Raw genomic sequence first — 18,352 nt, 5'->3', positions numbered from 1 at the left:
GCTTCCCTTACAGCGAGCAGGATACGCAGCCCTGCACCTCGGTGCCCTCAAGGGCCTCCTGGCGCAGACGCACGTAATAGATTGTTTTGATGCCTTTTTTCCAGGCGTAGATCTGCGCGCGGTTGATGTCGCGCGTGGTGGCTTCGGCCGGGAAGAACAGGGTCAACGACAGGCCCTGATCCACATGTTCGGTGGCCGCCGCATAGGTATCAATCAGCGCCTCGGGCCCGATTTCATAGGCGTCGCGGTAGTACTCGAGGTTCTCGTTGTTCATGAAGGCGGCCGGATAGTAGACGCGGCCGATTTTGCCCTCTTTGCGGATCTCGATCTTGGACACAATCGGGTGGATCGAGGAAGTCGAGTTGTTGATGTAGGAGATCGAGCCGGTTGGCGGCACCGCCTGAAGGTTGCGGTTGAACAGCCCGTGTTTCATCACGTCAGCCTTCAGCGCGGCCCAATCCTCACGGGTGGGCAGATCCACACCGTCAAACAGCGCTTTCACCTTATCGCTTTCCGGCAGCCAGTCCTGCTCGGTGTATTTGTCAAAGAACACACCGGAGGCATAGTCAGAACGCTCAAACCCCTTGAAGGACGCCTTGCGTTCCTGCGCCAGATCACAGGAGGTGCGCAGCGCGTGGAAAGCCACAGCGGCAAAGTAAACCGATGTGAATTCAATGCCTTCCGGGCTGCCATAGTGAATGTGCTCACGCGCAAGAAAGCCATGCAGGTTCATCTGGCCAAGGCCGATGGCGTGGCTGTCATCATTGCCTTTGCGCACCGAAGGCACGGAGTCGATCGCGGACATCTCAGATACGGCGGTCAGCGCACGGATCGCGGCGCCCACGGTGCGGCCCAGATCTTTGCCGTCCATGGTCTTGGCGATGTTGAGCGAGCCGAGGTTACAGGAAATATCGCTGCCCATCTTGGCATAGCCGAGGTCTTCGTTGAACTCGGACGCCTCATTCACCTGCAGGATCTCCGAGCAGAGGTTGGACATGTTGATCCGGCCCTCAATCGGGTTCATCCGGTTCACCGTGTCCTCAAACATCACATAGGGATAGCCGCTCTCAAACTGGATTTCGGCGATGGTCTGGAAGAATTCGCGCGCGTTCACTTTGGATTTGCGAATGCGCTTGTCTTCGACCATCTCATTGTATTTCTCGGTCACCGAGATTTCAGAGAAAGGCACGCCATAGACCTTCTCCACATCATGCGGAGAGAACAGGTACATGTCGGCGTTTTTCTTGGCGAGCTCAAAGGTGATGTCGGGGATCACCACGCCCAGCGAAAGCGTCTTGATGCGGATTTTCTCATCCGCGTTTTCACGCTTGGTGTCCAGAAAACGCATGATGTCTGGGTGGTGCGCGTTCAGATAGACCGCGCCTGCGCCCTGACGTGCGCCCAGCTGGTTGGCATAAGAGAAGCTGTCTTCCAGAAGCTTCATCACCGGGATCACGCCGGAAGACTGGTTTTCAATGCCTTTGATCGGCGCGCCGTGCTCGCGGATGTTGGTGAGCAGAAGCGCCACACCGCCGCCACGCTTGGAGAGCTGCAGCGCAGAGTTGATGCCGCGGCCGATGCTTTCCATATTGTCTTCCAGACGCAGCAAAAAGCAGGAGATCAGCTCGCCACGGGAGGCCTTGCCCGCGTTCAGGAAGGTCGGCGTGGCCGGCTGGAAACGGCCCTCCAGAATCTCCTCCATAAAGGCCATGGCCTGATCTTCATCCCCGCGCGCCAGTGCCAGAGAGGTCATCACCACGCGGTCCTCATAGCGCTCCAAGAAGCGCTGCCCGTCACGGGTTTTTAGCGTGTAGGAGGTGTAATATTTGAAGGCGCCGAGGAAGGTCGGGAACCGGAATTTCTTGGCATAGGCTGCGTCCCAGATCGCGCGCATGAAGTTCTTGGAATACTGATCCAGAACCGCTTCTTCATAGTAGCCCTCTTTCACCAGATAGCCGAGCTTTTCATCCAGCGAGTGGAAGAAAACGGTGTTCTGGTTCACATGCTGCAGGAAATACTGACGCGCCGCCATGCGATCCGCGTCAAAGCGGATGTTGCCATCCGCGTCATACAGATTCAGCATCGCATTGAGTGCGTGATAGTCCTGCTCGTTCACTGTGCTGTCGAGCATAGCGGTCTCCCAATCTTTTCCAGCCCCGCACGGACGCGGGAAATATCAGTTTCGGTGCCAGCCAGCTCGAACGTGTAGAGCAGCGGGACATTGCATTTTTCGGCGATGACGCGCCCGGCCAACCCGTAGGTGGCGCCAAAGTTGCGATTGCCGCTGGCAATCACCCCCACAAGGCGGGCGCGTTTGGTGGCGTCGTTTAGAAAACGGATTACCTGTTTGGGCACAGCCCCCCGCCCCTGCCCGTCCGCATAGGTCGGACAGATCAGAACAAAGGCTTCTTTGGGGTCAGGGAGCGGCGCGTCGGGATCCTCCGAGATGCGCGCGGCTTCAATACCAAGCCGCGTCACAAACCGGTGGGTGTTGCCCGATTTTGAGGAATAGTAGACAAGCGCCGGAAATTGGCGGCTCATCTCCCTTAGGCCAGCTGAGCGATCATGTCCGGACGGAAGCCTGACCAGTGATCCGCACCTGCCACAACCACTGGCGCCTGACGATAGCCCAGCTCGGTCACATGGCTCAGCGCGCTGTCGTCTTGCGTCAAATCAACCACATCATAGCTGATGCCTTTGGCGTCCAGCGCACGTGTGGTGGCGGTGCATTGTACACAAGCGGGTTTGGAATAAACGATGATGCTCATCTGTCCTCTTTCTTTTTGTCAAAGCCGAGGACGCAGAGTGGCAGCACCACCTCTTGCGCGCCCCCGAACCCTCCGTTCGTGGTCATCATTTTGCACTTTCGGCAGGTCTCCTGACTCGCGGATCAACGCTTGGCTGGCCTTCCCGAGGATGCCCCCCAGTGGCATATTCAGCCTTGCTATCCGCTTACAGTTGCGGGGGCAGCGCCGGAATTTCACCGGCTTCCCTCTTAGCCTTCGACAGGAATCGAAAGAACCGAAGCACCTCCATATAGGGTGTGATCACCACATAGTGTCAATATATAGCGGCATTGTGACTTCGATTTATTGTTGATGGATGCAAAGTTTCTGTGGATATCTGCCCAAGATATCCACACCACCGCCATCCCGGCGCAAGATCTTATCACCTTCAGAAAAATGGCCAGCCGCACACCGGCGCTTCACCTAAAGCGTTTCATCCGCGAAGGCGGAAAGATAGAGCCCACAGACCGGCGACCAGGGATCAACGGACCCGTATTCAAACTCTGTTGCGCGGCCTTGCTGAACCGCGATGATATTGCTCCGGTGCAGGATTGTGAAAAGAAACCGTTCCTGCATCGCCTTGGCCGGGCCGATCATTTTCACACGATCCCCATGCCAGCCAAAATACATCTCCGCCGCGATCTTCTTTGCCGGGTCATCCTCCCCGGCCAAGGCGGCGAACTCGTCAACAAAATCGTCAATGCCCGCCAGCTCCAGAACCTCAGGGCCAAAGTGATCCTTCAGCGTGCGTCGCAGGAATGACGTGGTGCCGCCTAGCGTCAAAGGCACCAGAACCGCCCCCGCCAGACCGGCTGCCCCCACCAGAAACGCGCGCCGCCTCAAACTCATAGCTGCTCTCCCGCATAAAGCGACAGCGCCGACAACGTGAGCGTCGGGTTCGCGGCGGCCCCGGTCGTGAAAGTCCCAGCCCCAAGACAGGCCAAATTGGAGACACCAAAGACCCGTAGGTTCTTGTCCACCACACCCGTTGTGCTGTCCGTACCCATCGGCGTGCCTCCGATAATATGCGCCTCCGTCGGCTCAATGCCCCCGATCCCGACAATCTCATGGTCAAACGGGATCAGAGAGGACACACGCTCGCGCGCCCGCGCAAGGCCAGCATAGGCATAGGCGCTGTGACCGGACCACAAAATCGTCGGCGCGTCGTCTTTCAACACAAGCCGGTTCTGTTCCTGCGGCAAATCTTCGGCCACCAGCTTCAACTTCAGGCGTTGCAGCCATTTTCCTTTCTCAAGGCGCAAGGACGGCGGTGCATTCCAGCTTTCAATGAGAACAGACGCCGCCTCGCGACGAAACTCCCCATCGTAAAATCCGTAGCCCATCCCGGTCAGCGAAGTGCCGCCATAATAGTTGTCAAACGGGATGTTCACCCAAACAAACTGGCCCACCTGCTCATGCAGCCCACGCCCCACCAGATCAGAGCCGATGCCTGATCTCAGCAGTATTGCCGAATTGAAGATCGGGTTGGCCCCAAGCCCGACAAAATCCGCCCGCAAGGTGATCGGCCCCAGTTCGGTGGTCTGCGCCACAACACCGGTGGCGAGCCCCGCAGCAGTCTCCACAGTGCGGCACTCCGCATCCAGCAGGTAGTGAAACCCTTCATCCTCAAACAGCTCCAGCGAATTGAGGATCGTAAATTTTGCATCCACCGGACACAGGTTGCAGGCGCCAGACACACAACAGGTGGTGCGACGCCCCCCATTGGATCGCGCACAGGGCATCGGCTGCCAGCTTGGCTCTTGGGCAAACAGCTTGCGCTCCGCCCGCGTTGGCGCATGCGGCGGAAACGGAAACGGGGCACTCCGGGGCGCATATCCGGCCTCATCAGAGCCAGCGATATCCATCAGATACTCGGCTTCCACCATGTAAGGCTCGATGTCGCCGTAAGACACCGGCCAGTCCAGCGCCACGCCATATCTTGAAAACAGCTCAAAATCGCTCGGCTGCAGACGCGGCGTGTTCCCCCACCAACAGTTTGAGCAGCCGCCAAACTGATGCCGCACGGTCCAGTCCTTGCGCTGGCCAGAGCTGTTTTCCTGCGCTACACCGCCTGTTGGATGCGGAACGCGGGTTTCCAGCTGGGTGTCGTGATCAATAAACGGACCGCGCTCCAGAAACAGAACCCTCAAGCCGCGCCCTTTCAGCTTGTAGGCAAAAAAACAGGAGGCAAAGCTCGTCCCAACCAGGATGACATCCCAGGATATCTTCTGAGCGTCTGCAGCGGAAATTGGTTTCACTCGGCACCTATGTCTGGATCAAAACACATGTCACGCGGGGCACAGAGAAGCGGCAGATGCACTCAGGCATCCGCCACTCAGCTTTGCGCTTCACTTGGCCCCATTCAGGACAATGCCCGCACCGCCCAGATCCATATCTCTCAACATATTCAGGCTGCGGTTCATGCCATCGCGCGTCATCTTGTTGGTCTCGATGGTGAAGATACCCAGATCACGCGAATTCAAACCGGCAAAGCTGTTGGAGCTGTCCTCCAGACTGGGCGCATCAATGATGACCACATCATAGACCTTGCGCAGCAGCGCAATCATGTCCTGCATCCGCTCAGAGCTGTAGAGCACAGAGGGATCCGCCGCCGATACTTCCGCGCCGATACAGTCAAATCCATCCGCCGTATCCGTCACCACCAGACATTCACTCAAAGGCTTGTCGCTGTGGATGGCGGACAAGAAATTCGCCTGTTCATTCAGACCAAAACTATCCGTCAGCTGTGCGGTGCGGAAATCTCCGTCGACCAGCACACATTTGCGGCCGCGCTGCGCATTGGCCCAAGCCAGCAAAATCGCCGTATTGGTCCGGCTCTGGTTGGCATCATAGGAGGTCACAAACAGAGACCTCAGCGATCGTTCACTGTGTAGATTGATGTTATCCGCCAGCTTCAGCGCCGCCTGCGCAAAGGCCTCATCGTTGGAAAGCTGTGCAAGCAGCTTCTCAGCCGAGCGGATCTTCTTCAAACGGGGTGTGTTGCCAAACACCGGCAATCCGGTTGCGCGCGACACCTGCCTTGGTTCAGAGAGCCGTCTGGGCCGCCACTCCAGCATGAAGGCCAAAGCTGCCCCCAACGAAAGCCCGCCCACCAGTGCCAGGATCGCCGCCACTTTCTTGCGTGGATGAGACGGGCTGCTGGGTGGTGAGGCATAACGGATGATCTTCGCATCGGAGATCGGAATTTCCTGAAACTCACTGATTTCGCGATACCGCCCCAGGAAATCCTCATACACACGGCGGTTGATGTCGGCCACACGCTGCAGCTGGTTCATCTCGATCAGCTGGCGTGACCGCTCAAGGTTCAACCCTTCAAAGCTGCGCAGGCTGGTCTCCAACGTGCGCACGTTGAGCCGCAGTGTCTCCACGCGGTTGTTGAGCTGCAAAATCAGGTTCTCAACCTCATTGGCAAGCTCAGCCTCGGTCTTGGAAATCGCACGGCGGATTGAATCCATCCGCGCGGACTCATCTGAAAAGCTCAGCGAGGCCTCGGCCTCTTCGCGGCGCAGATCCACCAGCGCCCGGCGGAACTCAAAAATCGCATCGTTGGAAAGAATATTCGCGGTCGCCAGCGGGCCATCCTGCTCATTCACCAGCGTCGCCCGACGCACCTGCGCCTCTGCCTGCGCCAGCTCCGCCCGCGCGTTCACCAGCTTGGTGGTGAATTCCTGCATCTGCTGATCCAGACGGGCACCGTTGTCAGCATCCGCCTCCATAACGCTGCGCAGCTCCAAAACGGCACGCTCGGATTCTTCAAGGTTGCTCGCAAGCTCCTCAACCCGGCCCTCCAGCCAGCCGGTGAAACGACTTGCCGTCTGGAACCGTTTATCCGCAAGCACGCGAATATATTCCGTCATAACCGTGTTGGAAATCGCCGCCGCTTTTTGCGGGCTCTCAGACGTGGCCTGAACCGCCATCAGGAAGGATGTGCCCTGCTGGCGAATGGACAGACCCTTGCGCAGAATCCCGACCGAAGCGCCATACTCACCAAGGGTCTGCTCGTTCAGAGAGGCCGCCTCCAAAACCGCTGTATTGGAGGCTGTTTCAACAACAACCACCTCATCATCCGCTGCGCTCTCGCCTCGGCCCAGAATGGTTTTGGCTGTATCCTTGAGCCAAGTCACCACCGGATTGGGCACCTGCTTTTCACGCAAACTCGGATTGAATTCAGGATCTTCGTCCAGATTGAGCTTCTGCACCACGTTGATGAGGATTTCATTGGACCGCATAATCGCGATCTCCCCCTCAATCACCGCGTTGCTCAGCACCTGAGCTTCCACAAGATCAAAAGAGTTCTGTTCACTGAGCCCCTGCCCACCCAACAAAAGCTGTCCGCCGGAACTATAGGTCGGCGTGATGGACGACAGGTAGTAAACCGCGCCCCCCAGACAAAGCACGCCCGTGGCAAGCACAAGCGCAATCCGATGCCGCAGCGCGCGAATAACATCGGAAAATTCCAGCATTTTCGGAGCAGATGTCGCAGCTTTGGGCAGACGCATCTCCAACTTTCTATCAGGTGAAAGAACTCTATTCATTGGTATTCAAAGAAACTCATTTGTATTCCGTCGAGTCGCGGTTCTTCCCGACAGTAATTCGAAATCTCATAGACTTACCGAGCGTTTACCCCTTCCCCAGTGGTATTATTAAACTTCGGCTTCAAACCGCAAAATCAATTTTATGCTAAGCAATGCACGCAGCTTTCCTACAATAAAATTACGTTAAGCTGGTTAACACCGGGCAATATCGACAAAGCATGTGGTTTAAACGTCACTATCCTTTCTTCATAATTGAAATATTACCAGAAAAATCAGGCGCAAATTGGGCGGCAATCTTAAATTCAATGGCCTTAGGCCAATTTTCCATCACTCTTGTAAGCCTCGATAATATCTGCAATTTCTCCCGCAATATCCTGCTTGGGTTGAAAATTCAGAATGCGATGCGCTTTTGAAATGTCATATGCGCGATTTTTGATAAAGAACCCGACGCGGCGCCGAAAAATCGGCGGCTCAATTCCCAAGGGCTTGCAGACAATTTCCGTGGCATGCGCCAAAAGCATCATAGGCCCAACCGGCACACGCAAACTTGGTTTGGGTTTGCCCAGCTGATCGGCGATCTCATTTGCGATATTGCGCAATGACACATATTCGCGCCCGCCAATCAGGAAAGCCTCATTATTAACGTCGCTTTCCATCGCCTGCCGGAACGCCGCCGCCAGATCGCGCACATCAACCCAATGGTGCAGCGTGCCGCCATCTCCGACAAAAAAGAAACGCCCTTTTTGGATCATGCGGAACATTTTGAGCGTCCGATCATCGCCCGGCCCCCAGATCATCGTCGGCCGCAGCACAACGCCAGCCATACGACCATCCGCAAAATACTCCGACGCGATCTCCTCACCGGCAAGTTTGGTTTCCTGATAGATGTCGCCGGGCTTGAAGGGGTAGTCTTCGGTTGCCGGAGGGTGATCAATGTCACTGTGCACACCGTTGGTGGAACAATGAATGATGCGCGGCACCCCCGCCGCAATCGCCGCTTCAAAAATGCGCCGCGTGCCTTCGGCATTGACGTCATAGAAGGTCTCGTCCGGCAGCCCTTCTTGTCGGAAAATACTCGCCAGATGATAGATGCCTGCCACCCCTTCCACGGCCGCAGGCAGGCTTTCCGGTTGCGCCAGATCCGCAATAACCACCTCATCGACCAGAGACTTTAACGCCTCCGCCTGCGCGGGCTTGCGCACCATCGCGCGCACTTTCACGCCAGCGCCTTTCAGGTGCCGCACGAGGTGCTCTCCCACAAAACCCGCGGCACCTGTGACGAGATAAATTGGCTCCGAGCTCATAAATTCGCACTCCTAAAAATCAATTCTCAAAAGCAGATCCGTAATATCTGCTCCAAAACTTAAACGACCTGCGGCGCAGTTTCGTGACATCCTGTCCTCAAATATGGAAAGCAGTCACGTTGTTGGCCGACAGAGATCCCCTTCTCAATGTGTCCGAACTGTGGACGAGGCGACACTCCACGGCACGGATTCACCAGACAGAATACGACCAGCCGCAGACGGGTCACCAAAATTTGGAACCTTGCGACAGTCTTCCGGCAGCTCCATATGCGCCTTGTGTCGCCAGCCAACCATCGCCATCCCCCGGCCGGTCTGAAGCGACACACTCAAATCCGCGCTCCGCGCCTCCTGCAGCAGACGCAGGATATTGCCATTGCGCGCCCCCGCCTCGTTGGTGACAAAAACACCTACGGGGTGGCAAAACACCACCAGCCGGAAATCAGCATAGTCTCCAATCAAGGGCCGTCCGGTGCGCCGATCCACCGAAAAAGGCGGCGCATCAGGACTGACGCTATAAAGCAGCTCGGAGAATCTGGGCTTGTTGTAAGCGAGATCAAAGTCCCCCAGCCATTCCACAGCCCGCATCTCCTCGTCGGTGACAATCAAAGGATTGTCCGCCAGCCAGGGGGTCAAAAACGCCTCCGCGCCCTCCCACTGCCAGCGCGTCTTGCCAAGCAGCATGTTCTCATCTTGGCCCAGGATCAGCTTGGCGCTACGTGGCAGTGCGGGATTGGCAAAGATCAAAAAACCCGCGCTGATCCCCAAAACCGCAAATGCCAGAGGCTTTTTCAGCACCGATGGCACAAAATTGCCCGACGCCTCCGTCGCGCTGGTCTTCAGGAAACGCCAAAACACCGGCAGCACTGCCTGCAAGCCAATGCCCCATAAAACAAAGAAAAACGGCATCGTCGGATAGAGGTAGCGAATGTTTTTCAGACCGCCAAACGACTGCAGCAGAAAAGTCGTGACAAAAAGCGCCAGACAAAACGAGGCCGGCATAAAATTGGCCCGCAAGGCGATGATCGCAATCACCGGAAACAGCGTCCAGAAGGTCGGGTAATTGTCGCGGAAATTGCGGTGATAAAACGTCGTATCATCCACATGCGGCCAAGGTTCCCAGTTGTAAGTGGTCCATAGCCAGTTGATTTCCTCTGACGCCACACCGCTAAGGAAAAAGATCGCAAGGCCAAGCACAATGGCACCATTGAGCCACCAAAGCAGCGGGTACCGGCGCAGCCAGCTGGGCATAAAAACCACCAGCACCCACAGCAGGATCGCCCCGACGCCAAGCGCGGTCAGCATCTGCAAATCCAGCGCCACAAGGAACGCAACAGCCGCAGCAACCAGCGCTGCCGCGCGCCAGATCACAGAAGAGATCTCGGTCAGCGCGGTGTAAACCAGCAACGCGCCCGCCACAAAAAGCACCCCTTGGGCGGAGTAGAACCGGATGTACTGGGACACCTCGATGCCGTTGGGCCAAAACAGCAGAAAGCACAGCGCAATCAATGCCGCGACGCGCCCGCTGACGTGATAAGCCCACGACACAATCAACGCCACCAACAGCGCGCCCGGGATCACCGAGGGGATCAGTCGCGCCGAAAAGGCCGATTGCTCACCAATCACGTCAAAACTGAAAGCTATGAACTGCGAGAACCGGGCGGCACGGTCATAGATCCCGTCAAGCACCGTGAAGGTCTGATTTTCCTGCCAACTCACCGAGGGCAAATACTGATAAAGCTCATCATAGATTAGAGGATGGTTGATCAAACCCACCCGGGTGAGCATCGCCATCACAAACGAAATCAAGCCAATTCCCAGAAGTCGCAGCAGGTGCGATTTGGTGTCATCCCGACCGGGCAGCGCAGTATTTTCTTCTAAACTTCCAAACACAATTCACTTCCTTGGATCGCCCAAGAAATTAACGGGCGACCAAATGCTTCGTCTTCAGGCGGCATCCCAATAACCGCACCCCCAAAAGAAATTCAGCAATATATAATCAGAATATTCGACCAAATATCATATGCATACATGTTGTTATGTCTTTGGTTGATGATAGCCCGAGTGTTGCTTTCCCGCATGCAAAATTGCGTGAACACCCAAAATTACAATTCCGCTACCCCTCCAAATCATCTGACTGAATTCTGGATTTTCAATATTCAGACAGATGCCCTCTCAGGGACCACAACAGACATGTGCCCGCACATGCGTCGCCAACTCCTCAAAACAAAAAACAAAATTGAACAAATGCAGAAAAATACACGTTAAAGAATATACTATTTCTTACCGTCTTCCCATCATTTTTGCCAGTCAAATATGGCGATCACCCGTGTCCGCGCATTTCATGCCTTGAAAAAACACCGCTGCACAAACTCTGCGCAAATTGACTTTTTCAGGCCTGTTTAAACGTCCCAACCGCTTCCAGAAGTGTCTTACGGCGCATCAAAATAGTGCCGCCAAGCCCCACAACAAGCAGCCCCCCGGCCAATAGAATTTCCATAACATGGCCCGGCTCCCAGAGTGTGCGCAGCCCGATATGGGCACAGACCAAACCCACAGAGAGCAAAAGCGGCGCGGCGATCGCATTGACGCAATCTGCCAGACTGATCGGCACGATTTTCTGCGCCAAAATCCAACCTCGCGGCACAATGACCAGCCCCCAGACCGAGATCACCGTCGCCACGCCAAGCACATCCGAGAATGCAGCGGCGCAAAGAACCATAACCGTATAAAGGACCGCGGATTCCGTCATAAGGCGCACATGCAAATCCGTGCGATTGGTCGCCCGGAAAATGCAAGACAGCAAAACCACCGCAATCGCCTCAAATGTCAGCCCCGCAATCGACAAGGCAAAAATCGGTGCAACCTGCGCCCAATCATCTGAGAGCACCACGGTAAACACCGCCGTCCCCGCAGCCGCTGTCACGGCCAGAATGGGAAACAGAACCGTCGCCATCAGGTTCATCGCGCTAAGATAGATGTCGACCAGCCGCTTGGGATCATGCTGAGCCTTCGCCATGCGAACGTAAACAATCGTGGACGCTGGCCCAACGAGCCCAAACTGCGGCAATTTGGAAAAGCGGGCGCTCATGGAGAACAGACCCAAGGCCGCCTCCCCGTTGAACTTGCCGATGCTCATCACCGCAGACTGCGCTTTTACGGCTGAAATGGCCGACACAATCAAAGCATTTCGGGCAAACTCAAGGTGTGGCCTCACCAGAGCGGGGCGGAATACCCGCGTGGGGCGAAACTCGGACAGGTACAGAATTCCGGCCAATCTGACCCCGGCCAGCGCCAGCTGTTGCGCGACAAGCGCCCAGACACCAGCCCCAAGCACCGCAAGTATCACCACCGCGCCAAGGCTGAACACGGTGGTGATGGTCTGCACCTTGGCAATGCCTGTGTAATTTTCCCGCCGCTCGATCTCAGCGTTGGGCGTAGCGGCAATGGCCTGCATCAGAGGCACCACCGACAGCGCCGCGATGACCTTCACCAGCTCCGGCTGCGCAAAAAATGACGCCCAAAGCGGCGCGGCCAGCAGGATGACAGCCATCAAACCGCCCCCCACCATCACAAGCAGCCAAAACACACTGACCCATTCGTCATGGTCATACTCCGGCGTCCGGATCAACGACCGCCCAAGCCCCGCATCGCTCAAAACGCTGCAAAAGACAATCAGCGACATCGCCATTGCAATGAGCGCAAACTCATCCACCGTGAGATAACGCGCCACCACCGGCAAAACCAAAATCTGCGATAACGCCAAAAACAGGCGTGCAGACACAAGGGAGCCAACGTTGACAAAAAATCCCTTGGTGGAATGCCCGGTGTTGCCGTTTTCAGAGCCCATGGCGGATCAGTCCAGCTTGATCACATCTGCCCAATCATAGACCAGGATCGCATCACTTGGGGTCGCTTTTGCCAACCATTCATGCCGCGCGAAACTTGGCCAGCATTGGGTTGTGTCCCGAAAGGCAACCGGCACATAGGCCGCCTGAAAATCCGCATCCGAATATAGCCCGTCAAACGCGCTGTCCGCATGTGACCAGAACGCCAGCCCCTGATCTTTTGTGCAGGCCCGGTTGAAGGCGGCAAGCACGTCCGGCTGGTGCTTCCAGAATGTCGGCTTGTCAAAACTCGCGTGGTTGCGCATCCCGATCTTCACGGGATTGGCATGGGCCATCTCAACCCAGTTCAGCCCAAGCAGATCATAGATGTGCCCATCATACGCCAGCGCAATGCCGCCTGCCGGACCCACACCAATTGAGGGGCGCGGCTCCACCTCATTCAGGAACGCGCCGAAATCGAGCCCCTGCTCCACCAGCACATATTCTTTGCGGATATCAAAGCGTGATTGGTAATATTGCCCCCAGCCAATCAGCATGATGCCAAGCGCAGCAACCGCGCCAGCCACCTTCGCCGCACCGAGAGTTGTGGAGGGCATCCCAGCCCCGAAAGCAACCAGAAGCGCCAGCGCAACAGGCAGCAACGGCGCCACCGGCTGATAGAACCGCCAAAGCACAAAGTGATCGCCACCAAGCGCCGCATAGGTCATCAGCAGGCCAAAGATGGCCGCGGCTGCGACGATCAGCGCGCGCGTGCCGGGGCGGCTGTGCCGCGCCTCAAACAGCGCCCAAAACGTCAGCCCCAGCCAGATCATCACCAAAATATCCGTGAACGGGCTGCGCAGCAGGAAATCAAAGAGATATTTCATCCCATCCGCCAACCCCTGCAGCCGGTCAGAGGAGACCTTCGCATAAAACGTATTGGGGAACGGCTGGCCAAAATAGCTCAGCCGGAAAAAGGTGACGGCCACAAAAGAGCCGCCCGCCGCGAGGACAGACAGCCCCAGAACGCGCCAGGACCGCAGCGAGAGCAGAAAGCTCAGACAGATCAGCCCCACCGCCACCAAAATACCTTCAGGGCGCACCAAGGGCATCAATGCGGCGGCAAGAACCAGCCCCAGCCCGTTGCCGGGGCCAAAGTCGTCCTCCACCCGCCTGGCCAGCAGAAACACCAGCCAAATCACCATCATCGACCAAAGCGCCAGCTCCATCATGGTCCAAACCGACCACATGAAATATCCCGGGCTTGCCATCAGGAACAGCGCCATGGTCCACAGCGCCGGTCCGGTTGGCGCGTCCAGCCAATCGGTCAGCGCCCGCACCAGACGCAGGGTGATATAGACCGCGCCGAGCGCAAACAGCGCACACAATCCGATGATCAGAAACTCCGGCGTGGGCGTCAGACTATAGGCCACCGTCAGAATGCTCATCCACAGAAACGCGGTGGAACCTTCGACCTTTTCGCCGCCCACGTTGTAAACATACCCCGCCCCATTGGCGACGTTTTCAGCATAGGATCGGGTGATTGCCGCATCATCAATGCCAATGAACGGCAGACCGCCAGACAGAAACCACGCCAGCGCCGCCCCGATGCAGGTCAGCCCGAGGGCCAGTATAAAATCTTGGAATTTATGTGGCTGATCCATCTGCCGTCCGATCTCTTCAAAATTTGGTCTTCATAAAAATACGTTCGGGCAGATGCGTGATCACACCCATCAGCGCGCGCCAGCGCATGTCGTAATAGACAAGCTTGCCCTTCTCCATCGCCGCCACAACGCGCTCGGCAAATGGCTCTGCGTCGGTTGTCAGCGGCCCGGGCAGATCCATCCCCTCCGTCATCGCGGTGCGGACAAAACCCGGCTTCACTGTCATCACATGCAGCGCGCTGGCCGCATATTTCTGCCGCAGGCCGGAAAGATAGGCCGCAAACCCCGCCTTGGCGGAGCCATAGACGTAGTTTTTGGCCCGCCCGCGGTCACCGGCAACAGAGCCTATGCCAACAATATGCCCGCCCCGCCCCGAGGCGGACATCTGCGCCGCCACCTGCTCCAGAAACAGGCAGGGCGCGAGGAAATTGCTCTCAACAATCAGCCGGGTCGCCGCGCTGTCCCCCGCATCCGCCTCCTGGTCTCCCAGAACACCAATGGCGCAGATAACGATGCCCGGCTTCATCGGCAGGCTCTCAAGAAAGCTCTGATGCCCCGCCACATCCAGCACATCAAAATCATGCGCGGACACCTCCACGCTATGCCGGATGGATATATCGGAGACATCCGCCTCCAGCCGCTGCGCATTGCGCGCGGCCAGCATGATGGGATGCCCGCGCTTGGCCAGCGCGACGGCAATGCCACGGGCGATGCCAGACCGGGCACCAAGGATCAATGCGGGAGTGTCGGCAGGTGTCACAGGTTCAGCCTCTGGGATTGCATAGATTGAAAAAGCCCGCGCGCACCGGATTGGGCGCGCAGATCACGAAACGCAGGCAAACCCTCGGCATATCCTGCCTCAAGCATCGGCTGGCTCATCCGGCTGTCCTTCGCCATGTAAAGACGCCCGCCATGGTCCGTTGTGATCTCATCGAGCGCGGTCATCAGGGTCAGCGCGCGCGGCGACAGCTGGAAATCAAGCGCCAGCGTGTAGCCTTCCATCGGAAACGACAAAGGCCGCTCCGGCGCGCCGGGCCCAAACCGTTTCAGCACTGCAAGGAAAGACCCAAGCCCCGCATCAGAAATCGCGGTCAACAGCTTGGTCAGCCCGGCCTCAGACTCAGCCAAAGGCAGCGCACATTGATACTGCGCAAACCCGCCGCGCCCATAAAGCCGGTTCCACTCCAGGATCGCATCCAGCGGATAGAAATACCGGTCATAGTCAACGAGCTGCGGTGCGCGATTTTGAGAATTTTTCTTGTGATAAAGCCGGTTGAAGGCACGAATGGTGTAGGTGTTCAGCGCCCAGGACGGCGCATCCATCGGCATCCGCTGCTTCTTGCGCAGAGGAATATCAAACGGCAGATTCCGGTGAGCCGCAGTCAATTCCTCAGGCGCAGCATGCTCTCCCAGAAAGACCAGCGAGCGCCCGCGGTGCGCGCCTTTGGCCAAACAATCGATCCAGGCCACAGAATAGGTCACATCGTAGTGGGTCTCAAAAATCTCAATCGCGTCAGCGAGGTTTTTCGCCACATGAGTGGTCTGACGCACCCAACCCGAGGGGATCGAAAGCAGCTTCGTGCACACCGTGAGGATATGCCCCGTTAAGCCATTGCCGCCAATCGTGGCATAAAACAGCGCGCTGTTCTCATCCGGCGAACAGCGTCGGATCTGCCCGTCCGCGCAATAAAGATCAAACCACAGAACATGATCGCCAAAGCTGCCCAACTTGTGGTGGTTCTTGCCATGCGCATCCACCGCGATCAGCCCCGCCAACGAGACAAATTTTGTCCCCGGTGTCACCGCAGGAAACCAGCCGCGCGGCACAAACACCTCCAGAATTTCGGTGAGGCTCAACCCCGCTTCGGCCACAAGCGTGCCGGTGTCCTCATCAAAAGACAGGATCCGGTTGCGCGCTGTGCCCAGCAATGTGAGGTCCGGGTTCATGGCAATATCGCCATAAGACCGGCCAAAGCCGCGCGCGATCATGCCCTTGCCCGCAGCCACCGGCAGCGTGTCAAACCCTGCCGGATCAAGCGGCGCCGTCGCGCAATTGCGCTGCGGCCAGCGTCCCCAGCCTGAGAGCGTCTGCGTCTTGATCATGCATGCCCCCCGACGCCAGCCGCAGGGGTAAACACAAACCGCTTGTCCAGATGATATTTGCAGAAATAACCGACGCTCAGGCCCAGCACGGCGCCCACTTCCCGCATCAGATCAGTCTGCCAGATCAACCAGAACCCATATTCCGAGCCCCAGAAAATCACCGTGGTGATCACCCCCATCAGGGTGTAGAGGCCAAATTTCCGGCTCTGCGCCTCCTTAGAGACATCAAAAAAGATCCAGCGCTTGTCGAGGTGAAACTTCACCACCAGCCCCACAACCGTGCCGACAAAAATCGCCAACGGGACCCCCAAACTGCCTTCATAAAGCGCCAAGGACAGGCGCTGCGTCAGCAGGTTTGCGATGGTCGCCACCACCGCAAACGCGCTGTAGCGGGTGACAAGTTGCGTCAGTGTCATAGCTGCGCACTCGCCAGAAACACCGCGCCGCAGGCGGCAAAGACAATCAGGCTCACCTTATCTTTGAGAGCAAAAACAATGGGATCGTCATCCATCTCTCCGCGATAGGAGATGATGGCCACGCGATTGATCCAGTAAAGCAGCATCATGCACACCAACCAAAGAAGCTTTGGTTCCGAGTATAGGCTCGCCACATTGGAGTTGGAGACATAAAGCGCCAGGATCACCACCGAACAATAGCCGGACGCCAGCATCGCCCCAAGCACCACAGGCAAATCGCCCACGCTGTATCCGCGCCCATCCGTGCTGTCCAAATCCCGCGCTTCCAGATCCTTGAGCTCGGAAATCCGCTTCACCGCGGCCAGGGCAAGGAAGACAAACATCGAAAAGGCCAGAAGCCACTCAGACAGCGGAATGCCACTGGCCGCGCCACCGGCCACAATCCGGATCGTATAAAGCGCACCAAGGGTCCAGATATCGATCATCAATTTGCGCTTGAGCACCAGAGAATAGGCAAAGGTCAGCGCCACATAGCCCACCAGAACCAATGCAAAGGCCGATGGCAGGAAGGCCGCAATCACCATCGCCGTCAAAAACAGCGCCGCCGAATGCACAACCCCATGGGCCACCGGAATGGTGCCCGCCGCAAACGGACGTTTGCATTTGCGCGGGTGTTGCCGGTCCACGTGCAAGTCGAGCATATCATTGATCAAATAGATGCTGGAGGCCGCGAGACTGAAGGCGCAAAAGGCAAAGAACGAGGGCAGCAGCATCGACATCTCATGCGCGGCCAGCGCGGGCACAAACACCAAAAGGTTTTTCAGCCACTGATGCGGCCGCATCGCTTTGAGGTAGTGGCGCGCTTTGCGCGTCGCGCTTTCATCGCTATTCCTGTCCAGATGGGTGACCTCGACATCCATCGCATCCACACGTGCGCGCACCGCCGGCTTGGCCCCGATGGTGATCGCCTTGCGCGCCTTGGGCCAAACCTCAAGGTCGGCGCTGGAATCTCCGATATAATCAAAGCCCCGCTCGCCAAACCGATCCACAAGCCATTGCGCCTTGGCGCTGCCTGCAAGATTGCGCTGCGCATCCGAGCCAATCGCCTCGTCAAACAGCTCCAGCTGATCCCCGATCAGGCTCACCTGTCTGTGGTTTGAGGCCGACACCAGCAGCACCTGCCGCCCGCTCTCTCTGGCCGCAGAAATCTGCGCCAACACATCCTCACGCAGCGGCACGCTGTCGGCATCAACCACCATTTCGGCGGCCAGCTTGTCTTTGAACTGCGCTTTCCCCGCAAACAGCCACGAGACAATCTGAGGCAATTTTGCAGGCTGCTTTGCAATCAACAGCAATAGCGCTTCGTGCATCGTATCTGACTTGGTCAGCGTGCCGTCCAAATCAACGACCAACGGAATGTCCACAGTATCAGACATGTCAAATTCAAGAGCGTCCGCAGATCCGCGCTGTGCTCCTATCGTCGTCATAATTTAATCCAAAACCAAAAAAGTCTAAAATCTAAAAGTAGGAAACCCCAAGCTTTATTCTAAACCAAGCGATAGCTGTTCAAGAAAGCGTAACTTGGCTCTCAGAGTTGCCAAAATATCGTTTTGCGCAATATCCAGTCATTTAAAAAAGCCGCAGAGCGGCAAATGGTCCGCCATCCACAGCAAGTTGGCGTAGAAATACGCACCCGCCC

The 18,352-nt window shown here is 57.0% G+C and carries 14 protein-coding genes and 1 riboswitch; all 14 genes read right to left on the bottom strand.

The window, feature by feature from the left end; genetic code table 11:
* Positions 1–7: 7 nt before the first annotated feature.
* The 14 genes from nrdE to ACO07T_RS18575 all read right to left on the bottom strand — a co-directional run bounded on the left by nrdE (position 8) and on the right by ACO07T_RS18575 (position 18,140).
* Positions 8–2,131: a class 1b ribonucleoside-diphosphate reductase subunit alpha gene (nrdE, locus tag ACO07T_RS18640; protein WP_422050625.1), complete on the bottom strand. Its 2,124-nt coding sequence runs from the start codon at positions 2,129–2,131 to the stop codon at positions 8–10.
* Positions 2,113–2,541 (bottom strand): class Ib ribonucleoside-diphosphate reductase assembly flavoprotein NrdI, encoded by a 429-nt coding sequence (gene nrdI, locus ACO07T_RS18635; RefSeq protein ID WP_422050624.1) that lies wholly within the window; start codon positions 2,539–2,541, stop codon positions 2,113–2,115. The genes nrdE and nrdI overlap by 19 nt, the downstream gene beginning before the upstream one ends.
* A gap of 5 nt (positions 2,542–2,546) precedes the next feature.
* The gene (gene nrdH / locus ACO07T_RS18630; RefSeq protein ID WP_209065525.1) at positions 2,547–2,768 is read right to left on the bottom strand and encodes a glutaredoxin-like protein NrdH; all 222 of its coding nucleotides are present in this window, start codon (positions 2,766–2,768) and stop codon (positions 2,547–2,549) included.
* An 83-nt stretch (positions 2,769–2,851) separates the two neighbouring features.
* Positions 2,852–3,041, bottom strand: a riboswitch (cobalamin riboswitch).
* Positions 3,042–3,209: 168 nt separating this feature from the next.
* Positions 3,210–3,635, bottom strand: coding sequence for a hypothetical protein (locus ACO07T_RS18625; protein WP_209065524.1), 426 nt, complete (start codon positions 3,633–3,635; stop codon positions 3,210–3,212).
* On the bottom strand, positions 3,632–4,936 hold the full coding sequence (locus ACO07T_RS18620; protein ID WP_422050623.1) for a GMC oxidoreductase: 1,305 nt from the start codon (positions 4,934–4,936) through the stop codon (positions 3,632–3,634). Before ACO07T_RS18620 ends, ACO07T_RS18625 begins: the two co-directional genes overlap by 4 nt.
* Before the next feature lie 198 nt (positions 4,937–5,134).
* Positions 5,135–7,306 carry a GumC family protein gene (locus ACO07T_RS18615; protein ID WP_422050622.1) on the bottom strand — a complete coding sequence of 724 codons (2,172 nt, stop codon included), beginning with the start codon at positions 7,304–7,306 and terminating at the stop codon, positions 5,135–5,137.
* A 347-nt stretch (positions 7,307–7,653) separates the two neighbouring features.
* A complete protein-coding gene (locus ACO07T_RS18610; protein ID WP_422050621.1) occupies positions 7,654–8,646 on the bottom strand; it encodes an NAD-dependent epimerase/dehydratase family protein in 993 nt (330 codons plus the stop codon).
* A 144-nt stretch (positions 8,647–8,790) separates the two neighbouring features.
* Complete coding sequence (locus ACO07T_RS18605) at positions 8,791–10,536, bottom strand: hypothetical protein (protein ID WP_422050620.1); 1,746 nt, start codon at positions 10,534–10,536, stop codon at positions 8,791–8,793.
* Between the two features lie 499 nt (positions 10,537–11,035).
* A complete protein-coding gene (locus ACO07T_RS18600) occupies positions 11,036–12,493 on the bottom strand; it encodes an oligosaccharide flippase family protein (protein ID WP_422050619.1) in 1,458 nt (485 codons plus the stop codon).
* Positions 12,494–12,499: 6 nt separating this feature from the next.
* Positions 12,500–14,134, bottom strand: coding sequence for a hypothetical protein (locus tag ACO07T_RS18595; protein ID WP_422050618.1), 1,635 nt, complete (start codon positions 14,132–14,134; stop codon positions 12,500–12,502).
* 16 nt (positions 14,135–14,150) lie between these two features.
* Entirely contained in the window at positions 14,151–14,894 is a 744-nt protein-coding gene (locus tag ACO07T_RS18590; RefSeq protein ID WP_422050617.1) for an SDR family oxidoreductase, read from the bottom strand.
* Positions 14,891–16,237: an FAD-binding oxidoreductase gene (locus ACO07T_RS18585; RefSeq protein WP_422050616.1), complete on the bottom strand. Its 1,347-nt coding sequence runs from the start codon at positions 16,235–16,237 to the stop codon at positions 14,891–14,893. The genes ACO07T_RS18590 and ACO07T_RS18585 overlap by 4 nt, the downstream gene beginning before the upstream one ends.
* Positions 16,234–16,653 carry a GtrA family protein gene (locus ACO07T_RS18580; RefSeq protein ID WP_422050615.1) on the bottom strand — a complete coding sequence of 140 codons (420 nt, stop codon included), beginning with the start codon at positions 16,651–16,653 and terminating at the stop codon, positions 16,234–16,236. The genes ACO07T_RS18585 and ACO07T_RS18580 overlap by 4 nt, the downstream gene beginning before the upstream one ends.
* Positions 16,650–18,140 carry a UbiA family prenyltransferase gene (locus ACO07T_RS18575; RefSeq protein ID WP_422050614.1) on the bottom strand — a complete coding sequence of 497 codons (1,491 nt, stop codon included), beginning with the start codon at positions 18,138–18,140 and terminating at the stop codon, positions 16,650–16,652. The genes ACO07T_RS18580 and ACO07T_RS18575 overlap by 4 nt, the downstream gene beginning before the upstream one ends.
* Positions 18,141–18,352 lie beyond the last annotated feature (212 nt).

Source organism: Shimia sp. (assembly GCF_965227725.1).
Lineage (GTDB): Bacteria > Pseudomonadota > Alphaproteobacteria > Rhodobacterales > Rhodobacteraceae > Shimia.
This window is presented reverse-complemented; position numbering and strand designations above follow the sequence as displayed.